Annotated in this window: 12 protein-coding genes; 6 read left to right on the top strand and 6 right to left on the bottom strand. The window is 67.1% G+C overall.

What is annotated here, in order from left to right; all coding sequences use genetic code 11:
• The 5 genes from ACSGDB_RS03690 to ACSGDB_RS03670 form a co-directional block, all read right to left on the bottom strand.
• The coding region (locus tag ACSGDB_RS03690) for a PA14 domain-containing protein (protein WP_434992930.1) at window positions 1-3060 on the bottom strand (3060 nt) is incomplete at its 3' end.
• A 535-nt stretch (window positions 3061-3595) separates the two neighbouring features.
• A complete protein-coding gene (locus tag ACSGDB_RS03685; protein ID WP_434992928.1) occupies window positions 3596-4735 on the bottom strand; it encodes a hypothetical protein in 1140 nt (379 codons plus the stop codon).
• A gap of 323 nt (window positions 4736-5058) precedes the next feature.
• The gene (locus ACSGDB_RS03680; protein ID WP_434992926.1) at window positions 5059-6135 is read right to left on the bottom strand and encodes a glycosyltransferase family 4 protein; all 1077 of its coding nucleotides are present in this window, start codon (window positions 6133-6135) and stop codon (window positions 5059-5061) included.
• 63 nt (window positions 6136-6198) lie between these two features.
• Window positions 6199-7302, bottom strand: coding sequence for a hypothetical protein (locus tag ACSGDB_RS03675; RefSeq protein WP_434992925.1), 1104 nt, complete (start codon window positions 7300-7302; stop codon window positions 6199-6201).
• Between the two features lie 84 nt (window positions 7303-7386).
• On the bottom strand, window positions 7387-8454 hold the full coding sequence (locus ACSGDB_RS03670; protein WP_434992923.1) for a glycosyltransferase: 1068 nt from the start codon (window positions 8452-8454) through the stop codon (window positions 7387-7389).
• A 231-nt stretch (window positions 8455-8685) separates the two neighbouring features.
• On the opposite strand from ACSGDB_RS03670, the gene ACSGDB_RS03665 reads away from it, so the two are divergent.
• Both ACSGDB_RS03665 and ACSGDB_RS03660 read left to right on the top strand, forming a co-directional pair.
• The gene (locus ACSGDB_RS03665) at window positions 8686-10170 is read left to right on the top strand and encodes a polysaccharide biosynthesis tyrosine autokinase (RefSeq protein WP_434992921.1); all 1485 of its coding nucleotides are present in this window, start codon (window positions 8686-8688) and stop codon (window positions 10168-10170) included.
• 49 nt (window positions 10171-10219) lie between these two features.
• The gene (locus ACSGDB_RS03660; protein WP_434992920.1) at window positions 10220-11662 is read left to right on the top strand and encodes a sugar transferase; all 1443 of its coding nucleotides are present in this window, start codon (window positions 10220-10222) and stop codon (window positions 11660-11662) included.
• A gap of 59 nt (window positions 11663-11721) precedes the next feature.
• Here ACSGDB_RS03660 and ACSGDB_RS03655 read toward each other — a convergent pair whose 3' ends face one another.
• Window positions 11722-12285: a low molecular weight phosphatase family protein gene (locus tag ACSGDB_RS03655; RefSeq protein WP_434992919.1), complete on the bottom strand. Its 564-nt coding sequence runs from the start codon at window positions 12283-12285 to the stop codon at window positions 11722-11724.
• A gap of 289 nt (window positions 12286-12574) precedes the next feature.
• Here ACSGDB_RS03655 and ACSGDB_RS03650 point away from each other — a divergent pair, with 289 nt between their 5' ends.
• From ACSGDB_RS03650 to ACSGDB_RS03635, 4 genes are all read left to right on the top strand, one after another.
• Complete coding sequence (locus ACSGDB_RS03650) at window positions 12575-13225, top strand: 50S ribosomal protein L25/general stress protein Ctc (RefSeq protein WP_434992917.1); 651 nt, start codon at window positions 12575-12577, stop codon at window positions 13223-13225.
• Between the two features lie 10 nt (window positions 13226-13235).
• Window positions 13236-13820 (top strand): aminoacyl-tRNA hydrolase, encoded by a 585-nt coding sequence (gene pth / locus ACSGDB_RS03645; protein ID WP_434992916.1) that lies wholly within the window; start codon window positions 13236-13238, stop codon window positions 13818-13820.
• 201 nt (window positions 13821-14021) lie between these two features.
• A complete protein-coding gene (locus tag ACSGDB_RS03640) occupies window positions 14022-16820 on the top strand; it encodes a LuxR C-terminal-related transcriptional regulator (protein WP_434992915.1) in 2799 nt (932 codons plus the stop codon).
• Window positions 16817-19552: a LuxR C-terminal-related transcriptional regulator gene (locus ACSGDB_RS03635; protein WP_434992913.1), complete on the top strand. Its 2736-nt coding sequence runs from the start codon at window positions 16817-16819 to the stop codon at window positions 19550-19552. The genes ACSGDB_RS03640 and ACSGDB_RS03635 overlap by 4 nt, the downstream gene beginning before the upstream one ends.
• The last annotated feature ends 64 nt before the right edge of the window (window positions 19553-19616 follow it).

Here is a 19616-nt window from a genome sequence, read left to right as displayed (position 1 = left end):
GGTGTAGGAGATGTCGGCGGAGGCTTTGCCGTAGCCCTGGTAGTACTCCACTTCCACGACCGCGGACTCCGGTAGGACCGAGGCGACGGTGTAGGTTTCGTTGGCGCTTTGCCCGAACCACTTGTCCAGGATCAGCTGCCCGTCGACCTTGATACGCACGCCGTCATCGGTGCGTGCCTTGAACTCGTAGGTCCCGGCGCCTTCGGCGACGGTCTTCGTCCATCGGATCGAGTAGTCGTTCGATGGGACACCCGCAGGCCCTGCCCCGTCGGCGAACTCCTGGTTGATGTCATCGGCGCAGTCGATCTTCACAGGAGCCCCGCCGAGGTCCTGGCCCAGGAAGTACTCGGCCTCCCACTGACCCACAGCACAGCCGTCGTTGAGTTTCGTGTAGGAGATGTCGGCGGAGGCTTTGCCGTAGCCCTGGTAGTACTCCACTTCCACGACCGCGGACTCCGGTAGGACCGAGGCGACGGTGTAGGTTTCGTTGGCGCTTTGCCCGAACCACTTGTCCAGGATCAGCTGCCCGTCGACCTTGATACGCACGCCGTCATCGGTGCGTGCCTTGAACTCGTAGGTCCCGGCGCCTTCGGCGACGGTCTTCGTCCATCGGATCGAGTAGTCGTTCGATGGGACACCCGCAGGCCCTGCCCCGTCGGCGAACTCCTGGTTGATGTCATCGGCGCAGTCGATCTTCACAGGAGCCCCGCCGAGGTCCTGGCCCAGGAAGTACTCGGCCTCCCACTGACCCACAGCACACGCTCCTGGCTCTGGCCCGTCCTCGGCGGGTACGGTGACCTCGACCGCGGTCGAGGGGTCGGAGGCGCCGCCGTCGGCGTTGAGCGCGACCACCACGTAGTAGTAGGTGGTGTCAGCAGCGGCACTCTCGTCCGTGAACGACTCACCGGATACCGGTGCAGCCCCGTTCAACGGGGTCCCATCCACGGCAACCTCGGCCGTGGTGCCGCGGTACACGTTGTACCCGGCAGCGCCCTCGGACGTCGTCCACTCCAGCACCACACCGGACTCGCCGGCAGTGCCCTGGACCCCGGTCGGAGCAGCAGGAACCTGAACATCCTCGGCGGGCACGATGACCTCGAGCGCGGTCGAGGGGTCGGAGGCGTCGCCGTCGGCGTTGAGCGCGACCACCACGTAGTAGTAGGTGGTGTCAGCAGCGGCACTCTCGTCCGTGAACGACTCACCGGATACCGGTGCAGCCCCGTTCAACGGGGTCCCATCCACGGCAACCTCGGCCGTGGTGCCGCGGTACACGTTGTACCCGGCAGCGCCCTCGGACGCCGTCCACTCCAGCACCACACCGGACTCGCCGGCAGTGCCCTGGACCCCGGTCGGAGCAGCAGGAACCTGAACATCCTCGACCACGGAGTAGATATCGATGTAGGCGAGCTTGGTGTTGGTGCCGCCGACCGCGTCGATCGTGAGCTTGCCGTCGGTCACCACCACCGTTCCGAAAGCTTCGTCGAACTGCCGTGCAGCGGATCCGGTGAACTCCTCGAGAATCACCGTTTGTTCGGCCCGCACCAGGTGCTTGCTGTCGTAACCGTTGGTGACGCCGGCGCCCGTGTCGCCGACTGCAGCGACGACGTTGTAGGTCCCGTTCGGCACGTCGTATTCGAAGACACCCTTCTCCGCGCGGACTCCGTTCGCGTCGGACGCGGACGAGATGTCGCCGTACTGCATGTGAATGATCGAGGTGAGCCGTGGGTCGGGGTTGCCCGTCCGAACCCTCGTGTTCAGGGAGAAGTCGAAGGGCGCGCGATCATCCTCGGTGATCCAGCCGGAGCCGCGGTCCGGGTCGTACGCAGCACCCGTATCGCCCGCGTAACCTTCGGGTGTGGTGGTTGCTGTCGCGGGCTGGAAATTGATTTTCTCGACGAGCGTGCCGGCGGGAGCCGGGGGGACGACGGCTCCGGACTCCGCGGACGCGGAGACGTTGCCGGCGGCGTCCACTGCTACGACCGCGTAGTGCGAGGTGCTGCCGATGAATACCGATTCGTCAGTGAAGGACGGGTCGGTGAGCAGGTCTGCACCGGAAACGGGAGTTCCGCCGGTGTCCACCGGAGTGGTTCCGGAGCGGTAGACACGGTACCCGGCGACGTCGGTGTCGACCGGGGCAGCCCATGCAAGCGCGACCGAGTCGGGTGAAGCCGTAGCGGTCAGATCGCCCGGCGCGGCCGGGGCGGTGGCGTCCAGTTCGGTGACCGAGAAGTCCTGGAACGCGTAGATGACTGTGCTGGTCGCGGTCATGTTCCGCTTCGTGGCGAAGAGTCCGCCGAAGGAGTCGACGTCGGGTACATCCGCAGAAAGGAGCGTCCCGTCGAAGAAGTTGGCTGGCAGCGGCACGGTGCCGAGGGACGTCACCGCGCTGGCACCGATCTTGTAGCTCGCGATGGCGCTCTTGGTCACGCTGTTGATGTCGAGGATCAGCTGTACGTCCTGGTCGCCGAGCGCAGCCTTCGTGAGGTCGAAGTTGCGCTGGTCGCCGCCGACTGCCTGGTTGGTCACTCCGGCGACTTCCCGTGACAGCTGGATCTGGCGGCCCGTATCCGAGGGAGATGCCAGAACCAGCTTCACGTAGTCGTCGTCGGTCGGGCCGAACCAGATCCCGGCCTGGGCCGAGGACGTGGAGTTCGTCGGGCTCTTCAGGGTGGTGGTGAAGCGCAGCACGTTGTCGCTGGCGGTGAGTCCGACGCCGAGCGTATTGTCCTGCTTGTTCTTGTCGATGTCATTGGGGGCCGTGCCGTTCTTGAGATAGGCGATGCCCTTGGTTGCAGCAATATTCAGATTGCCGTTGGCAACCTGGAGATTCTGGGGGACGTAATACGCTGGATCCGAGGACGAAGGCTGCACCATGGTGAACCCGGTTCCTACGTCTCCGGCAGCGTTCAGGCCGCCGGCGTTCCCGTCGAAGGAGAGCTGCAGGTCGTTGTCCGGGGCAGCCACCTCCGCGGGATCGAGCGGAGAGTAGGGCGTCGTTGCCCAGTCCGCTGTATTCGCCGGAACCTCGGCAATGGGTAATGCTGCGGCTGGCGTAGCCATGAGCAGGGAAGCCAGAAGAGCGCCAGCTGTGATGGATGCTGCTGACCGGCGCATCACCGTCCGCGAATTTCTCCCTGTGGTGCTGAATCGACGTGCCATTGTGCGCCCTATCCCCTGTTGAGGACGTTTTGCGCGCGCTGGAATACGCGCTGGTCCTCGAATTAGTGACACGCCCAGGCGGACGGCCCGGGCGCGGAAGACCTAGCCGTGGCAGAGAGCGAAGGTTCGGCAACGAGTCGACCGATCAGGTTCCCAGCAGTTGTAGATCTTCTCCCCACAACGTAGAGATGACTCAGGCAACCAACACGAGTAGTAGCTACCTACGTTCTTGCAGCTACTACTTGCTCGTTTTTGAGGGATCCCACACCTGCGCCTCGATGGGGCGAGCGTGATCGAGGGTGGGGACGGAACGGCGCACCCTCGGCTCGGAGGTGCTGGAGGTCTGCGTCAGACGCAGGAGCGGGAGGATCGGCCGACCCGTCCGTCTGTCCCGGCCACGAGGGCAAGGCATCCGACGGACCCTTGGCCAGGAACGCTAACCACGCGCATGGTTGAAGGCAGCAAGGCAATGGATACAGGCGTGCAGGACGGAAGTGAGCGCAAAGGCGACGATCAGCGCCGGCAGTCCTCCGATCAAGAAGCCACCGATGGGCAGACCGACAACGAGGGCCAACTGCACAAGACCCACGACGCCCAGCGAGCGGTTCGACAAGTGTGATCTATTGCTGATGTAGAACAAAGAACTCACAAAACTGGCAGAAACGTAGACCGCGGCCGGCAGCGCGAATGCACTCAGAGCAGCAAGGACGCCACCTGCGAAGAGGCCCCCCTTCGCCACGACCGACAGCGTCAGCCAGACAGTGGCCCCGAAGAGCACCGCCGTCATGAGGACTAGGAAGAATCTGCTCCGTTCGAAGAAATAGCCTGGAGGCTGGGTCATGAGCTTCGGCCGTAGCGGGTTGAGCACCAGTCGTACGGGGATGGCTGTGCTCGACATGCTCCGGTATATCCCGAAGTTCACCGGCCCGAGGAACGGGGACATCAACAAGGGCACCCCGATGGCGGTCGCGTCGACCAGGACTGCATCCCTGCCGAGGGCCTTTATCGAAGCAGCATTGCATATCGCCCACTGGCGTAGTGCTCGTCGCCTGAACCTGAGGGGTCGTGATGCGAGGAGCGCGACAAGACCACCAAGGGCCCATGACACGACAACGGACTGGAACGGGCCGGTGAAGTGGATCATTGCGTAGAACGTGGCCACAGTGGTGATCAGCCCCAGGGCGTCCGCGGGGACCACGTAGCGATGCTCGTCATTCGCGACGGCATGATAGCGCGTCCCGAGGCGACAAAGGTTCGCGAAGACGGCGAACCCGATCCAGAGACTCGACCACCCAAATCCGAGTGAGGCGAGAAGAACGCACATCGGGACCGTCACGACCGCAACGAGGCTCACGAGTGCCCCTGAATACTGTCCCCACGACGATACGATGCGCTGCCTGGTCGATCTCTGCCAGGCGTCACACACCACCGCGTGCACCAGCGAGACTCCGGCTGCGTACAGTATGTAGGCCAAGGAGAACTTGCCGTATTCTTCCGGCGAGAGACTGAATATCGCCAACGCCTGCACCACTGTCACGCATGCGGCGTTCACGAGGATGGCGGACACGTGGATCACGCGGTATGTCAACGAGCTGTCTCCCTCCGACTGACCAGCGTGCTTTCCGACCGAGGCAGCACCCAGTGGATTTCGCCTTCGGTCGATGCTAGGGCAACATCGCGCGCCCCGCCCCACACGCCCCTCGGGTCGACGCCGCTCGGCCGGGGCGCGATCGGTTCCTTCAGGACGACTCTTCCTCGCCGGGCTGCACGACGTCGATCTGCAATTTCCCTCGTTCAGTATCGACTGACTGAATGGTCCGAAAGACAGGTGCGCTTCCCACCGAGATGCGGCTGACACACTATTCGAGCGTGCTGGGAGCCAGTGTTCGAACATGTGCGCTATTCGCCCGGTGTAGCCTCCACGCTGAGCGAGAACTCCGTCGAGAATCTCTCTGCAGCCGCCCGCCACGACATCGAGCCGTTCCCGGTCGCTATACCGGCTCTTGAGTGGGCGGCATAGGCGAGTGGATTCGCGAGTAACCGTTCGATCGCATCAGCGATCGATTGGCCCGATACGGCGGTCGACACGACTCCAGCGCCAGACGCGATCACCTGTTCCGCCAAGCCACCCACCGGAGTGGCAACCACAGGAATTCCGCGACCGGCCGCAACCGCGAGAACTCCCGATTGGCTTGCCTCGATGTACGGCAGGATCAGGAGGTCGAAGCCGTCGACCACTTCCTCGATGGACTCCTCAGCCACCCACCCCCGTCTGTCCTGCACGAGCGGAGCGGTCATCAAGTGACTGGAAACGGTCACATCACCCTGTCCATACAACCTGACGACTACATTGTGACCACGGCTTCGGAGTATCTCGCCGGCCTCCAAGAGCAAGGGGACACCTTTGTAGGGCAGAATGCGGCCGAAGAAACCTAGTACGATCTCGGCGCCGGCGCTGAGCGTGCGGGCCGAGACGTCATTCGAAGATAGGGACGGATGCAGCATCTTCAGGATTCTCTTGGGGTCATTCGACGTCCGCTTCTCCACGAGGTCTCCGACTTCATCGGAGAACACCACGTACGACGAGGCGAAGCGGAGATCGTAGGCGCGAAGTGCCTCTCGCGCCGCGCTCTCCTCTCCCGGATGAAGATTCCCGTCGTGAATCCCGAGTATGTACTTCCGACCGCTCCACCTGAAGGATGGGGCGACGGCTGCCTGGAAGACCTGTTCCATGGGCGAGAAGACGACGTCGATGGAATGCCGCCGGCAGAACCGGTGGAGTTGCACCGCCTTGATCGGAAGCGACAGGACAGTGGCAATCAAGGACCTGCGGGAGGAGAAGGTGGTGACCCTGTGCTGCGCCACCCCCAGACGCGCCCACCAGGAAGCTATCTCGGCATTCACGGAATACGACACGAATACCTCGAGATCGGAGAGCTCCGACAGGTGTTTTGCGGCCTCGTAGGCAAACCTCACACCCCCGCCGGTCCTTCCCCAATGAATGACCAGGACTCTCACTGTTCCGCCTTCCGTCGAATATCAATCCCCCGTGGTGATCCCAGACCTCGTGTCACTCGCCTCTTTCGTCATCAGCAACGCTATTGGAATCATCGGCAGCAGATGCTTGATGTAGGAACCGTAATCGGGTTCGAATATTGATTGAACCACCAGGAAGGAGGCGATCAAGCATAGAGGTTTCACCCCGCCGCCGTGCACCAAGGCAGAACGGGACCTGCGGAGGATCGATCTGAGCGGTCGGAGCAATGCGAAGCTGAACAAGGTCAAATATGCTCCGAGGATGGTCTGCAGGACCTGAAGGCTCATCAGCAGGGGATAAGGAACGATCAGCATCACCAGGACCAGTATCGCGTTCGCGGACTGCATCAGGTAGTTCGAACTCGTGATCGGGTCGTGAATCATGGTCGTCGAATCGAGATGTAGTTGGACGCTCGTCCTGAAGTGTACGAGCGACACACCGATGAACTGTTCGAAAGCCACGGTCAACGTGAGATAAGCCGCAACGACACCGGCGATCAAGGGCATCGGCCCGCGGGTTCTCCACGTTGTCAATCTGAAGGCGATATACAGGACCACGACGAGATACCAGTAGTCCCGGACGAAATATCCATAGAGCAGGGCACACGCCAGCCAGACAGCTTCGAGTGCCCAGTGTCTCCGTGTCTCGATGAAGAGGATGGAAAGACCTATGACCAGGAACTCCTTACTGTACTGAGCGAGGTAGACCGAACCCAGCAGCACCGAACCGCAGACGGTGAGAAAGACAGGCAGACCTGCCCGGCAGAGTTCCGACCACCCGAGCGCCCTGAAGACAAGAAGCAGGAACAGGCCGAAGGAGGCGAGGCTCGCCAGCAGAGGGCTCCCGGCCAGCCGGAGCGTCGCGTAGGTTGAGGCGGTGAAGGAAAAAGATCCTTGATCGCTCGGCGCCGTCCGGTCCAGTAATTGCCGAATGTATTGTTCGTCGTTGAAATAGGTCGCGGGGAGCAGATCGCGCCCGAAAACGGCCACGAAAATTCCGCCGACGAGGGAGACCGTCAGAATGAAATGGCGCGCCGCCGTGCTGCCGTCCATCGGGGCGCGGGTATCGGTCGCCCGATGTCTCGCGTGCTGCATGAGCGACGTCAATGAACCAGTCCTCGGCGAGAAGGAGGAGTCGAGGTCTGTGGCATCATGGCGCGCGGCAAAGCACGGGCAGGACCTCGGTGGGCATTAGCGGGGCTCCATGCTTGCATAATATGCCGCACCCAGTCGTCGCGCTTGCTCCGTGGTGGTGTTGAATTGGAGGAACGCGTCCCATTCTTCGAGTGCCTTCTCGACCTGCTCGGGGTCACTCGCTGCGGTGATGATCATTGCAGCGAGATGATCCGGGCTCCGCGCGACCAAGCCCCTGGGGACTGTTGCGAACGCCGGTATGTCGCGAACGTAGCTCGGGATCCGCAGTTTATTCGCCTCGAGCAGTACCATCGGGAATCCGTCCCAGGCTGCGGGGTGAATCATCACATCCGCCTCCGAGAGCAGATTCAGAGCCTCGCTCCTCGGTAGCCACCCGGTGACCTCGACACCGAGAGCCGCCAGTTCCTCCACGAAACCGGGTTCTCCTCCACCGATCCACTTGAACGTTATATCCGGTGCCGCTGCTTTGACTGATCGCGCAACCGCAGCGAAGTAGTGAGGGTCCCGTGCCGCGGTGAGCCGCCCGGTCGCCACCACGAGGAAGTGGTGCCCGCGGCGGTTGCGCCTGGCGGGAACCGATTCGACGCTTACGGGAGGAGCAACGTTCGGGACGTAGAAGACCTTGGCGGACCCGCCGATTCTGCTGCTTATCTCCTGCTCTCGAAAAGAACAAGCGGCATAGGCGCTTGTGTTTCGGGCGAGCAGTTTTTCTACGAGGCCGAATGCCGCGCGGGTCGCCGATGATACGTCCCGGCGCTCCATCGCATAGCCATGCGGCGTGTAGACGATCGGACGCGTCGGGCTCGCCCTGACGCCGAGGCGTACGTAAAGCCCGGCGATACTCGAGTGCGCGTGTATGACATCGGGCCGCAGGAGGCGAATGGACCGCCGTATCGTGACGATCGCAGCCGGTGGGCTGATGTCAAGGTCGGACACCGATTCGAAAGGCTCGGTTTCTCCGCTGTCGACAAAATTCCCGATCCTCTCGGTCCGAAGAAGATGATGGCGAAACTCGGGGGTGGCGGCGCAGTACTGAAAAAGGGCTGTGGCGACTCCGCCACCGAAGCTTTCGACGACATGGAGGACAGTCAGGGATCCGGGCACCACGTTCCTTCCTTTCCCTGCACCTTGGTCTTCGTCAGGTGCCCAAATCTACGACAACCAGCGGGAAGCGACTGAGGGACGCGCCTGCGGGTACCGGGAAACCGCGTCCTCTCTATGTGTCGGGTCTTTTTCGGGACCGGGCAACCGAAAAGGTGATTGCGTTGCGGGTATTTCGTGGAAGGGGCAATCCGGAGGGCTATCATTGGCCTAACTTGCGGACCAGGACCGCGAGTGTGCGCACCAAGGAGGGTCTCGGTTTTGGAGCTGGGTGACTACTGGCGCGTTCTACGACGAGCCTGGCGAACGATCGTCGTGGCGGCAATTCTCGGTGTGCTGATCTCGGGGGCCGTCTCGATGGCGATCAAGCCCACCTATGAGGCGCGCACGCAACTGTTCGTGGCTATTCAAAGCTCGGGTTCCGTGCAGGACCTGCAGTCGGGCAACTCCTTCAGCCAGGCGCGGGTGCAGTCCTACATCGAGACTGTGGACACCCCAGCGGTACTCCAGCCGGTCATCGACAATCTCGGGCTCGACGTCAGCCCTTTCGAACTCGCTGAGACAGTTGAAGCGCGAGCCGATCTCAACACTGTGCTCATCACGATCACTGCTGAGGGCGGTTCTCCGGCAGACGCGGCTGACGTTGCGCAGGCAACTGCAGACAGCCTGGTGAGGACGGTCGACGATCTCGAACGGCCATTGGACGGCGGGGAATCGCCGGTGCGGCTGTCAGTGATTACTCCCGCGATCGCGCCAGCGACTCCTGTTGCACCCGATGTGCCGTTCAATCTGGTGCTCGGTCTGGTTGCCGGTCTGACGCTAGGTGTGGCGATCGCTCTACTCAGGGAGACGCTCGATACCCGGGTCAGGAGCGAGAGGGACCTACGTCGCGTTTCGGACACTCCTATGCTCGGTGGGATCGTCTTCGATGCGGACGCGCAGAGGAAACCATTGCTGACGCAGGCTCCACATCAGAGTCCGCGTGCCGAATCATTTCGGCAGATCCGCACCAATTTGCAGTTCGCGCATGTGAGCCACAAGTCGAAGGCCATCCTTGTGACCTCGTCACTGCCCGGAGAAGGCAAGACCACGACTGCGACGAACTTGGCAATCGCGATTGCTCAGGGCGGGCAATCAGTGGTGCTGGTGGACGCAGACCTCCGGCGCCCGCGCATGGACGGATATCTCGGCCTCGAGCGAAATGCCGGCCTCACCACAGCTTTGATCGGGCGGGCTGATGTCGAGGACCTCTTACAGCCCTGGGGGGACGACGAGCTGTACATCCTGACGGCCGGCCAGATCCCGCCGAATCCCAGCGAACTGCTGGGCTCTGACGCCATGAAGCACCTCATCACCGGCCTCGAGCAGAAGTTCGACGCAGTCATCATCGATGCGCCTCCGCTCCTTCCGGTCACTGATGCTGCGGTGCTCGCACAGCAGGTTGGTGGCGTGGTGCTCGTCATCGGCTCGTCGAAGATACGGTTGCCCAACCTTCAGCAGTCCCTTGCGAACCTCAAGATGGTCAACGCCGACCTGCTCGGTGTGATCATCAATTTTCTGCCCAGCAAAGGCCCCGGCGCCTATACGTACGGATACTATTCGTACCAATCGGAAGCCCCGTCCGTCGTGGGGGGCCCGCGACCAGTCGCCAGGAGATCCACCCGTGATCGTCCGTCCGACATCGACGAGCGAGTCGTCCCGCGTGCCGTCGCAGAGTAGATGAGCTGCACGGTGCTGATGCGCGGCATGCTCCGGGGATGGGGAATCGGTGGGAACCAGGGAACGTGATGGTTGGGCCCAACGGTATGGGCGGCGGCTGGCAGTCGTCGATGCGGCTGTCGTCCTGTGGGCAACCGTCGGAGCGCTCATCATCCGGTTCGGCGTACCCGAAACGGAACGGCTCAGCGCGCGCGGGCAGCCTTACATCATCCTGTCCCTCGTGCTCGCAGCCGGGTGGTGGGCGACGCTATCGCTGCGGGGGAGCCGCGAGGCAACCGTGCTGGGACACGGCACTGAGGAGTACAAGCGAGTCGTCAGTGCATCCCTGATTCTTTTCGGCCTCGTCGCAATCTTCAGTTATGCGTTGCAGTTCGACACCGCTCGCGGATATGTAGGTGTTGCTCTACCGGCCGGACTCATCATGCTCCTTCTGTCGAGGGTCATTGTTCGCCGCTTCCTCCATATCGAGCGGGAACACGGCAGGAGCTGTCTTCGTGTCCTCGTCGTCGGCAGCTCTAGCGGCGCGCAGCATCTGGCCGACTCCCTTCGAGCGCAGCCCATGGCCGGCTATATTCCGATCGGGGCCTACCTCCCAGGGGTTGAACTCGGCGCGAGCACTGCCGAGAACCTTGACCTGCAGATCGTCGGGAGGGCAGTCGAGGCCGCTGACATCATCTCCGACATCAGGGCGTTCAGCCCTGATGCGGTAGCGCTCTCGAGCAGCATGCAGCTCGCCCCCGAGACCATCAGGGCACTCGGCTGGGCGCTTGCCGACCTGGATATTCGTCTCATCATGGCGCCCGCGCTCACGGATGTTGCCGGTCCCCGCATCCACACCCGCCCGGTAGCGGGCCTTCCGCTGATCCATGTCTCCACCCCGAATCTCGAGAAGGGCCAGCGCTTCGTCAAGCGCACCACTGACATCATCGGCGCAACCTTGCTGATTATCGCCGCGTCGCCGCTGCTTGCCGTGATCGCCCTGGTCGTCCGGTTGGACTCGCCGGGCCCTATTGTTTTTCGTCAGGAACGAGTGGGTGCTGCCGGTGAGCGCTTCGAGATGTATAAGTTCCGCACCATGGTGGTCGACGCTGAAGCCAGGCTGGATCAGTTCCGCGACAACCACGAGGGCAACGAAGTCCTGTTCAAATTGAAGAACGATCCGCGGATCACGAAAGCAGGCAGACTCCTCCGCAAATTCAGCCTCGATGAGTTGCCGCAGTTGTTCAACGTGCTAGGCGGCTCGATGTCGCTGGTGGGCCCTCGCCCGCCTCTCGCGGCCGAGGTCGAACGCTATGACATTCGGGCTCACCGCCGGCTGCTCGTCCGTCCGGGAATGACGGGGCTTTGGCAGGTCAGCGGCCGGTCGCTGCTCTCCTGGGACGAGTCCGTGCGACTCGACCTGTATTACGTGGAGAACTGGTCGTCCCTTGGTGACCTGACCATCCTCCTGCGCACCTTCAAGGCCGTTGTCAGCCGTCATGGGGCCTTCTGATGTGTCGCACCGCCGCTGCACCATGAGCCAGACGGATGATCGGCGGGGTGGTCGCGTTGCTACGTGATCGGAAGGCCGATCGCTCGCAGGGCGGGGACCATTTGAGTCGTCATCTCCTGGTACACCTCGTCGCTGCGGCGGTACGGGTCCACGACGTCGTCCAGTCCGGGCGCCGCCTGCGACGACCGCGCGCGAAGTGCCAGGGGTAGAGCTGCTCGCCAGCGGTCAGCTGGAGGCAAAACCTCATCGAGGGTCAGCTGCTGAAAAATGCGTGCGAACTCGCGCAGAGTGAAGGTCCTTTTCAGCATGGTGGGCGCCATCTCGACGATATGACGGCGGTGATCCCTGGTGAGGGCGAGTGCGAGGTCCACGTTGCGAAGGTTCTCCGGAGTGAGGTGGCGGGCCGAGAAGTTGTCCGTCGTGCCGCCGAGCATGCGGACCAGCCCGGCGATCCGAGGATCGATCGGACTGCCGATCAAAGCCGCGGTGCCCGCGCTCTCGACCACGAATTGCCCAGGATGGCGGTCGTCCAGCCCTGCCTGCAGGAGCCGCTCCGCCATGGGGGACCGGCAGATGTTGCCTGTGCATACCGTGAGTATGCGAAACGGGGTGCCGGTTGTCATGGCCGAGATCCTGATCGATATAGCCGGGGTGCGATGTGTGCTGCCTGCCCGATGATCGTACCTGCGGTCCGTTCCCAGGCTCACTCCCCGGTCCTGTACGATGGATCGCGATGCCTAGGCGAGGGAGCGGGCCGGACTGCAGGATGTCCGGCCGTACTCCGTGATCGACGGTGGCTAGCACCTTGACTGGTTTCTAGACGACTGCCCACTCGCGTGTTCCTTCCGCCCCGGCTCTTGTCCCAGTGCTCACGCCAGTGCGATGAGCCGCAATCGTTCTTCAGGAGAAGCCATGTCCGAGCAGAAGCTCGCAGCACACGTCCGCACCGAGTTCGGCAAGGGCTCGGCCCGTCAGGCCCGCCGCGCCAACATGATCCCCGCGGTCATCTACGGCCACGGCGCCGACCCCATCCACGTCCTGCTGCCCGCCAAGGCCACCACCCTGGCCGTCCGCACCCCCAACGCCCTGCTCTCGCTGGACATCGAGGGCCAGGACCACCTGACCCTCGTCAAGGACATCCAGCGCAACCAGCTCAAGCGCATCGTCGAGCACCTCGACCTCCTGACTGTCCGCCGCGGCGAGAAGGTTCAGGTCGACGTCACCGTGCACGTCGAAGGCGAGCCGGCCCCCGAGGTCGCCTTCAACCTCGAGGCTCCCACGGTCCTCGTCGAGGCCGAAGCCACCCACCTGCCCGAGACCCTCACCGTCAGCATCGAGGGCCACCAGATCGGCGAGCACGTCCACGCGTCGGACATCGTGCTGCCCCAGGGCGTCACGCTCCTCACCGACCCCGAGACCCTCGTGGTCAACCTCATGGCACCCACGGTCCAGGACCTGGGCGAGACCGAGGAGGCCGACGTCGACACCGAGGCCACCGCCGAAGGCGCCACCGCTGGTGACGCCGACGCGGACGCCGTCGTCACCGACGCCGACGAGCAGTAAGCAAGGATCGGTGTCCTCTGACACCTGGCTCGTGGTCGGGCTCGGGAATCCCGGGCCCGGCTACGCCGGCAACCGCCACAACGTGGGCCAGATGGTCCTCGACCTCCTCGCCTCCCGCATGGGCGGCCGCTTCACCTCCTCCAAGGCGCAGGCCGTCACCCTCGAGGGACGCCTCGGCATCGGTGGCCCCCGCCTCGTCCTGGCGAAGCCGTTGACCTACATGAACATCACGGGCGGCCCGGTCTCCGCGTTGACGCGCTTCCACGACGTCGCGCCCGACCACGTGATCGCCGTGCACGACGAGATCGACATCCCCTTCAACACGCTGAAGCTCAAGCTCGGCGGGGGAGAGGGCGGTCACAACGGCCTCCGCGACATCAGCAAGGCCCTCGGTACCAAGGACTACTACCGCGTGCGCGTGGGCGTGGGCCGTCCGCCGGGCCGCCAGGATGCGGCGGATTTCGTGCTCAAGGACTTCGGTACGGTCGAGAAGAAGGAGCTGCCGTTCCTGCTCGACGACGCGGCGGACGCCGTCGAACTCCTCATCCGCGACGGGCTGCTGGAAGCGCAGCAGAAGTTCCACCCCCAGAAGTAGGCCGGACCGGGGTGCCGGAGACTCCACGGCCCGCCCACGTAGTTCTCGCCCGTGTCTCCGAGTGGTCCGCCGACATTCGACGCGGGTGAAGCGAGTAACCCCGTCCCGACCCTCGGTAGGACCCACTCGTGTGGGCCTCCCGGCGTCTTCCTAGGGTGAGTGCAGGTCTTTCGCTGCATTCGGGAACAGGACGGCGCCACTGTGGAGTCTCGAACACTCGCTTTCTTCGGTACGGACACTCGCTCCTCCGGCGCATCCACGACGGGTCGGCCCGGGGAGCACGCCTTCGAGGCGGCGCGGGCGGATCTGGTGGACGCCGTGCTGCGGCGCATCCACGCGCACGGAGGGGGCGGTGCCGTGCTCCTCGGCGAGGAGGGCAGCGGCAAGACGGCACTGCTGCGGGCCGCCGCCCACCGCGCATCCCGCACCCACCACGTGGTGCGGATCTGGGCCTCCCGACGTGCCTCTACAGAGTCCTACCGGGCCATCGCCTTCCTGCTGGCCGAGCTGGAGTCCGGGGACACCCGGGAACCGCTGACCATCATCCGGGGTGTCCGGGCACTCCTCGACGAGCAGTCCGACGGACGCCCCGTGCTGCTCGCCATCGACAACGCGGCCCACCTCGATACCGAATCCGCAGCGGTCATCAGCCGGCTCGTGATCGACGGGACGGCGTCGGTGCTCATCGCCGCCGAATCACTCCGGACCCTGGACATCTCCTTCGCCGATCTGTGGCGCGACGGGGACCTGGCATGCTTCGACCTCCCCCCGCTGGCACGGCAGGAGATCCGCACCATCGCGGAGGCCACGCTCGGAGCCCCCGTGTCCCCCGACGCCGTCGAGGTCCTGGCGCGTTCCTGCGAGGGCAACGCCCGCCACCTCTCGGCCGCCCTCGAGGACCTGCCCCACCGAAGCCTCGCGCTGCGCGGCGGGGCATGGGTCACCGTCCCCGGCCGGGTTCCCGTCCCGTCCACCGTCCGGGATGCCACCCGGGCCACCCTGGCGGCGCTGCACCCGCGCGAGCAGCGGATGGTGCGGGCCCTCGCGCTCGCCGGTGCGCTGCCCACGTCCGCCGTCCGCCACCTCGCCCGCGGGCCGGAGGCACCATCGGGCGCACCGGCTGCCGCGTCCCCGCCACCGGAAGCGGAGGCTGCGTACCTCAACGCCCTCCAGCCCCTTGCCTCGACCGGGACCGGTGGGGGAGCCGACACCCTGTCGCTCCGCTCCCCGCTGCTCGCGGCCGCTGTCCGCGAGCAGACGACGGCGGAGGAGGCCGCACTGCTCTACGAGCACCTGGTCGGGAGTCCGGGCGCCACCGCGTCGGGTTGCGCCGTCGTCGATCCGGCGGAGCTCGACCCGCTGGTGCATGCCGACTGGCTGGTGGCCGGAGGCCTCCACCTCCCGGCCGGGGTGTCCCTCGCCGCGGCGCGCCGGTGCACCGTCCTCGGGCTCCATGAACGGGCCCTCGACCTGGCCGCCCTGCACACCGGCGACGACCCGGAGCGCCTCCTCGTCGCCGCCGGTGCCGCCCTGGACCTCGGGCACGGCGACCAGGCGGCCGACCTGCTCCGGAGGGCGCCGGCGGCACCCGAGGACCTCCCGGTTCCCGTGCAGGTCGCGCTCCTCGTCGCGCGCAGCCGCGCCGCGCGCCTCACCGGCCGGTCCCGGGAGGTGCGGGCGGCGCTGCTCGACGACGCCGACCGCCTCCTCGCGGTCCCTCGATGCCGGCCCGACGCCGGAGACCGTCCGGGCCGGCAGCTCGCCGGGTCCCGCGGGCACGTGATCCTCGAGCGTGCCGAGGAGGCCGCGTTCGCCGGCGACTACCCGGCCGTCATCAGGCTGCTGCAGGGAGCCGACCGCATCGGATGGACGCCGGACCAGGAGGTTCTCGCCGACGGTCTGCTGTGCGAGGCCCTCGCTCTCACGGACCAGCAGCTCGCCGCCGCGGGCCTGGCCCTCACCCTGCAGGAGCGCGTGGACGCGTCCGCGCTCGGCCGGCGCGTGGCCGACCTCGCGCGCCTGCGCCTCGCCGTCGCACGGTACGCCGTGGGCACCACACGCACCGTGGGCGCCGCGGACGGGCTCGGGGCCGCGGCGGCAGTCGCCTCCGCACCGCCCGCGCACCGCACCGGCCTGGTCGACGACTTCGTGGCCGGCATGGACGCGGCACTCCACGGCCGGCCCGACGAGGCGCGGACGCTGCTCCTGCCGGTGGCACGGCAGCTCGAGCTGCAGGACCCGTACGGTCTCCTGCCCCTCGCGTCCGCGGCGCTCGCCAGCAGCTGTGCCGGGTCCGGTGCGGGGGACGCCGCGATCGGCCACCTTCCGCGGGCGCAGGCCACCCATCCGGCGTCGTGGCTCACCACCGCGCTGGTGAGCCATCTGCGGGCGCTGTCGGCCGGGCCGCGGGACCCGCGGGCGGAGACGTCCGCACGGCTCCGCCTCCTCGCGCAGGCTGCCGAGGCGCAGGGGGCGCTGCTGCCGGCGATGGTGCACCGGCTGGCCGAGGTGCGCTCGGGCAACACGCGGGCCGCCGGAGCCCTGTCAGCAGCGGCCGCCCGCGTGGAGGGTGACTACGCGTCCACCTGTGAGCTGTACGCGAAGGCGGTGGGGGCCTCGGACGCCGAGCTGTTCGCCCAGGCGATGGAGGGCGCGGCACGCGCCGGTGACCTGGGCCTGTCGCGGGACTGTGCGGCCCAGGCGCTGCAGACCGCGCAGCTCGCCGGCGCCCGCGGAGTGCTCCGTGACGTGCAGCGGCGGGCCCGCGGGCTCTTCGGGGACACCTCGGACATGGAGTTGGGTGTCGCGCTCGAGCGCCTCACCCGGCGCGAGCGGGAGGTGGCGCAGCTCGTCGCCGCCGGCGAGAACAATCGGGCCATCGCCCTGACGATCGGCGTCACCACCCGGACCGTCGAGGGGCATCTCTACCAGATCTTCTCCAAGCTCCACCTGCGTGGCCGCAACGAACTCGCGGACCTCGTCCAGGTCGGAGCCCGGTGAACGTCCTCCGCACCGACATCCTGCTGCCCTGCCGGCAACCCGTTCTCGACACACTGCTCGACGTCCTGCGGCGGGGGGACCGGCAGGGTGTCCTGGTGCTGGGGGAGATCGGGCTGGGAAAGTCGTTCCTGCTCCGCGCCGTCGAGCGCTCCCTGCCGCCCGGCAGTCGCCGGCACGTGGTGCGAGCCTCCCGCGCGCTGCACTCCGCGCCCTATGGGGCCCTCGACGACCTCCTCGCCGGTGTCCCGGCGCGGGAGCTCGGCGGCCCCGTCCCCGCTCTGCGAGCCGCCCGGTATCGCCTGCGCGGACCCGACGGCGGCAGCGCGGTGGTGCTGGTCGACGACGCGCAGTTCCTCGACGAGGAGAGCTCCTACCTCCTGACCCAGCTCGCGGTCACGGAGGCGATCCGGCTCGTGGCGTTCGCCGATTACTCCCTCGCACCCTCCTCCGGACTCCACGGCTTCGCGGCCGAGGGCTACCTCGACCGGCTGCAGCTCGAACCGCTCACCGAGGCCACGCTGGGTGCGTTGATCACTCCGGGATCCGCGCCGGCCGGCCCGGTCCCGGGCGCAGTGCGGGACGTGCTGCGCCTCCGGGAGGCCACGGGCGGCAATCCGATGCTCCTCCGGGCGCTGCTCGACGGCGCCGCGGTCGGGGAGGACGCGGTCCCGGACCCGGACCTGTATCTGCACCTGGGCCTGCACCTGGACCCCGTGCGGCACTCCTCGGCCGGTGCGCTCGCCGATCTCGTCGCCTCCGTCCTCGCGCCGATGCCCGAGGAGCAGCGCACCGTCATGGACCTCCTGGCGCTCGCCGGGGCGGCCTCCGCGGCCGACGTCGAGCGCCTCGCCTCGGGCGACGCCGTCCGCGCCCTCGTCGACCAGCGCTTCGTGGCCGTCCACCCCGCCGGAGTCGACTGGCTGACACTGCGCCACGGCCTGTACGGCGACGTGCTCCGGGCCACCCTGCCGCTCGGGCGCAGATCCCTGCTGCACGCGAGGTTCCGCGGGTCCCGGTACGCCCTGCCGCCCTACAGCTGCCACCGCCTCCACCACCTCGCGTGGGCCCTGGACGCGGGGGCGCCCGTGGCCGCCCCCGTGCTCCTCGATGCGGCGCGGGTCGCCGCCGAACTGGGCCGGCCGGAGGCAGCGGAGCGCTTCCTGCGGGCCGTGCCTCCGGGGCAAGGGCGCGCGATCGCGGTCGGGCGCGCAGGCCTGCTCACCGCGCGCGGCCGGCCGGCGGACGCCGTGCAGCTGCTGACCGGGGCGGACAGCCACGCTGACGGCGGCACGGAGGTCGACGCCGGTCCGACGGGGCCGGCCCGGGACGACGCCGTCGTCGTGCAGGGCACCGCAGCCGCCGCGGACCTGGCACGGATCGCCGTCGTCGTGCAGGGCGCCGCACTGCGCCAGAGGGGCGCGCCCGCGTCCGCTGTCCTCGCGCTGCTCGACGCCCTCCCGGCCCCGGACGCCGCCTCCGGCGCGGTCGAAGCAGACCTCCTGCGGGCCCGGCTCCACCTCGACGCGGGTCGGGCGGCGGAGGTGCTGCGGAGCCTGCCGACCGACGCGGGAGGGCTGCCGACCCACCCGCCGGCGCTGCGCGCCGTCGCCCTCGGCCTGCGCGGTGAAGCCCTGGGCCTGCTCGGCCGGGCAGCCGAGGCGACGCAGTGCACGCAGGCCGCGCTCGAGACCGTCCTCGCCGATCCGTACGGACTCGCGCACGTGTACGAGGACGTCCTGACCCAGCACGTCCTCGTCCTCGCGCACGCCGGGGCGGGCGGTCGCGCGCTCGCCGTTCTCGAGCAGGCGGAGACGGCCGTCCTGCCGTTCCGTCCGGCGGATGCGCTGCGGGGCATCCTGCTGGTGCGGCGTGGAGACGTCCGGGCGGGTGTGCAGGCCCTCGCGCCGGGGATCCAACGCTTGCGACGGGTGGACCGGCAGCTCCTGCTGCCGTACGCCGTGGGGGCGGCGGCCTGGGGCGCGGCGGTCCTGGGGGAGGTGGAGGAGGCCGGCATGCTGCTCCGGGAGCACCGGGCACTGCGGCCCCGCGGACGTCTCGACCTCGGGATCCTGGGCCGGGGCTTCGCCGCGGCGGCGGAGTCGCTGGAGCTGCGCGCCCCGCAGCAGCCGCCCCTGGACGCCCTGCTCGCCGAGGCGCGGGTCCTCGGGCTCCGCGCCTGCGAGGTGGAGCTCCTCGTGCTCGCCGTCCTGCTCGGAGCGGCCGGAGCCACGGACCGCCTGGCCCGGGCAGCCGCGGACCTGCCGGGGGAGGAGGCCCTGGTCCTCGCGGAGTTCGCCGGGGCCGCGAGCACCGGGGACGGCGCAGCACTGGGGGAGGTCGCGGACCGCGCTGCCGCCGTCGGGCTCCCCCTAATCGCCCTGCAGGCGGCCACGCGCGCCTGGGAGCTCCGGGCGGAGTCCGGCCCCGCTGCGGGCGCACGCTCCCTGCTGCGGCGCCTCGGCCGGTACGGCGCACCCTTCGTCGGCACGCGCTTCGAGGTGCCCGGCGGCGCGGGGCGCCTGACCGAGCTCACACGGAGCGAGGCCGTCGTCGCGCGCCGGGTCGCGGCGGGTGAGAGCAACCGGGACATCGCGGAGGCACTCTGCGTCTCGGTGCGCACCGTCGAGGGGCACCTGCACCGGATGTACGTGAAGTTCGGGCTCGGCGGACGCGCCGACCTGGTGCGGGAGTTGCAGGGCCTGGGGCCGGACCTGCTGCAGCCCGCTCCCTAGGTCCCCGAGGCGCCGCGGACAGTACCGTCCGCGGGCGCGCCTGGTGTGTCCTTGCGGGTAGCGG

This window comes from Arthrobacter sp. Ld5 (assembly GCF_051172775.1).
GTDB lineage: Bacteria > Actinomycetota > Actinomycetes > Actinomycetales > Micrococcaceae > Arthrobacter_D.
The sequence above is the reverse complement of the archived record's forward strand: the minus strand, read 5'-3'. Positions and strand labels throughout refer to the sequence as shown.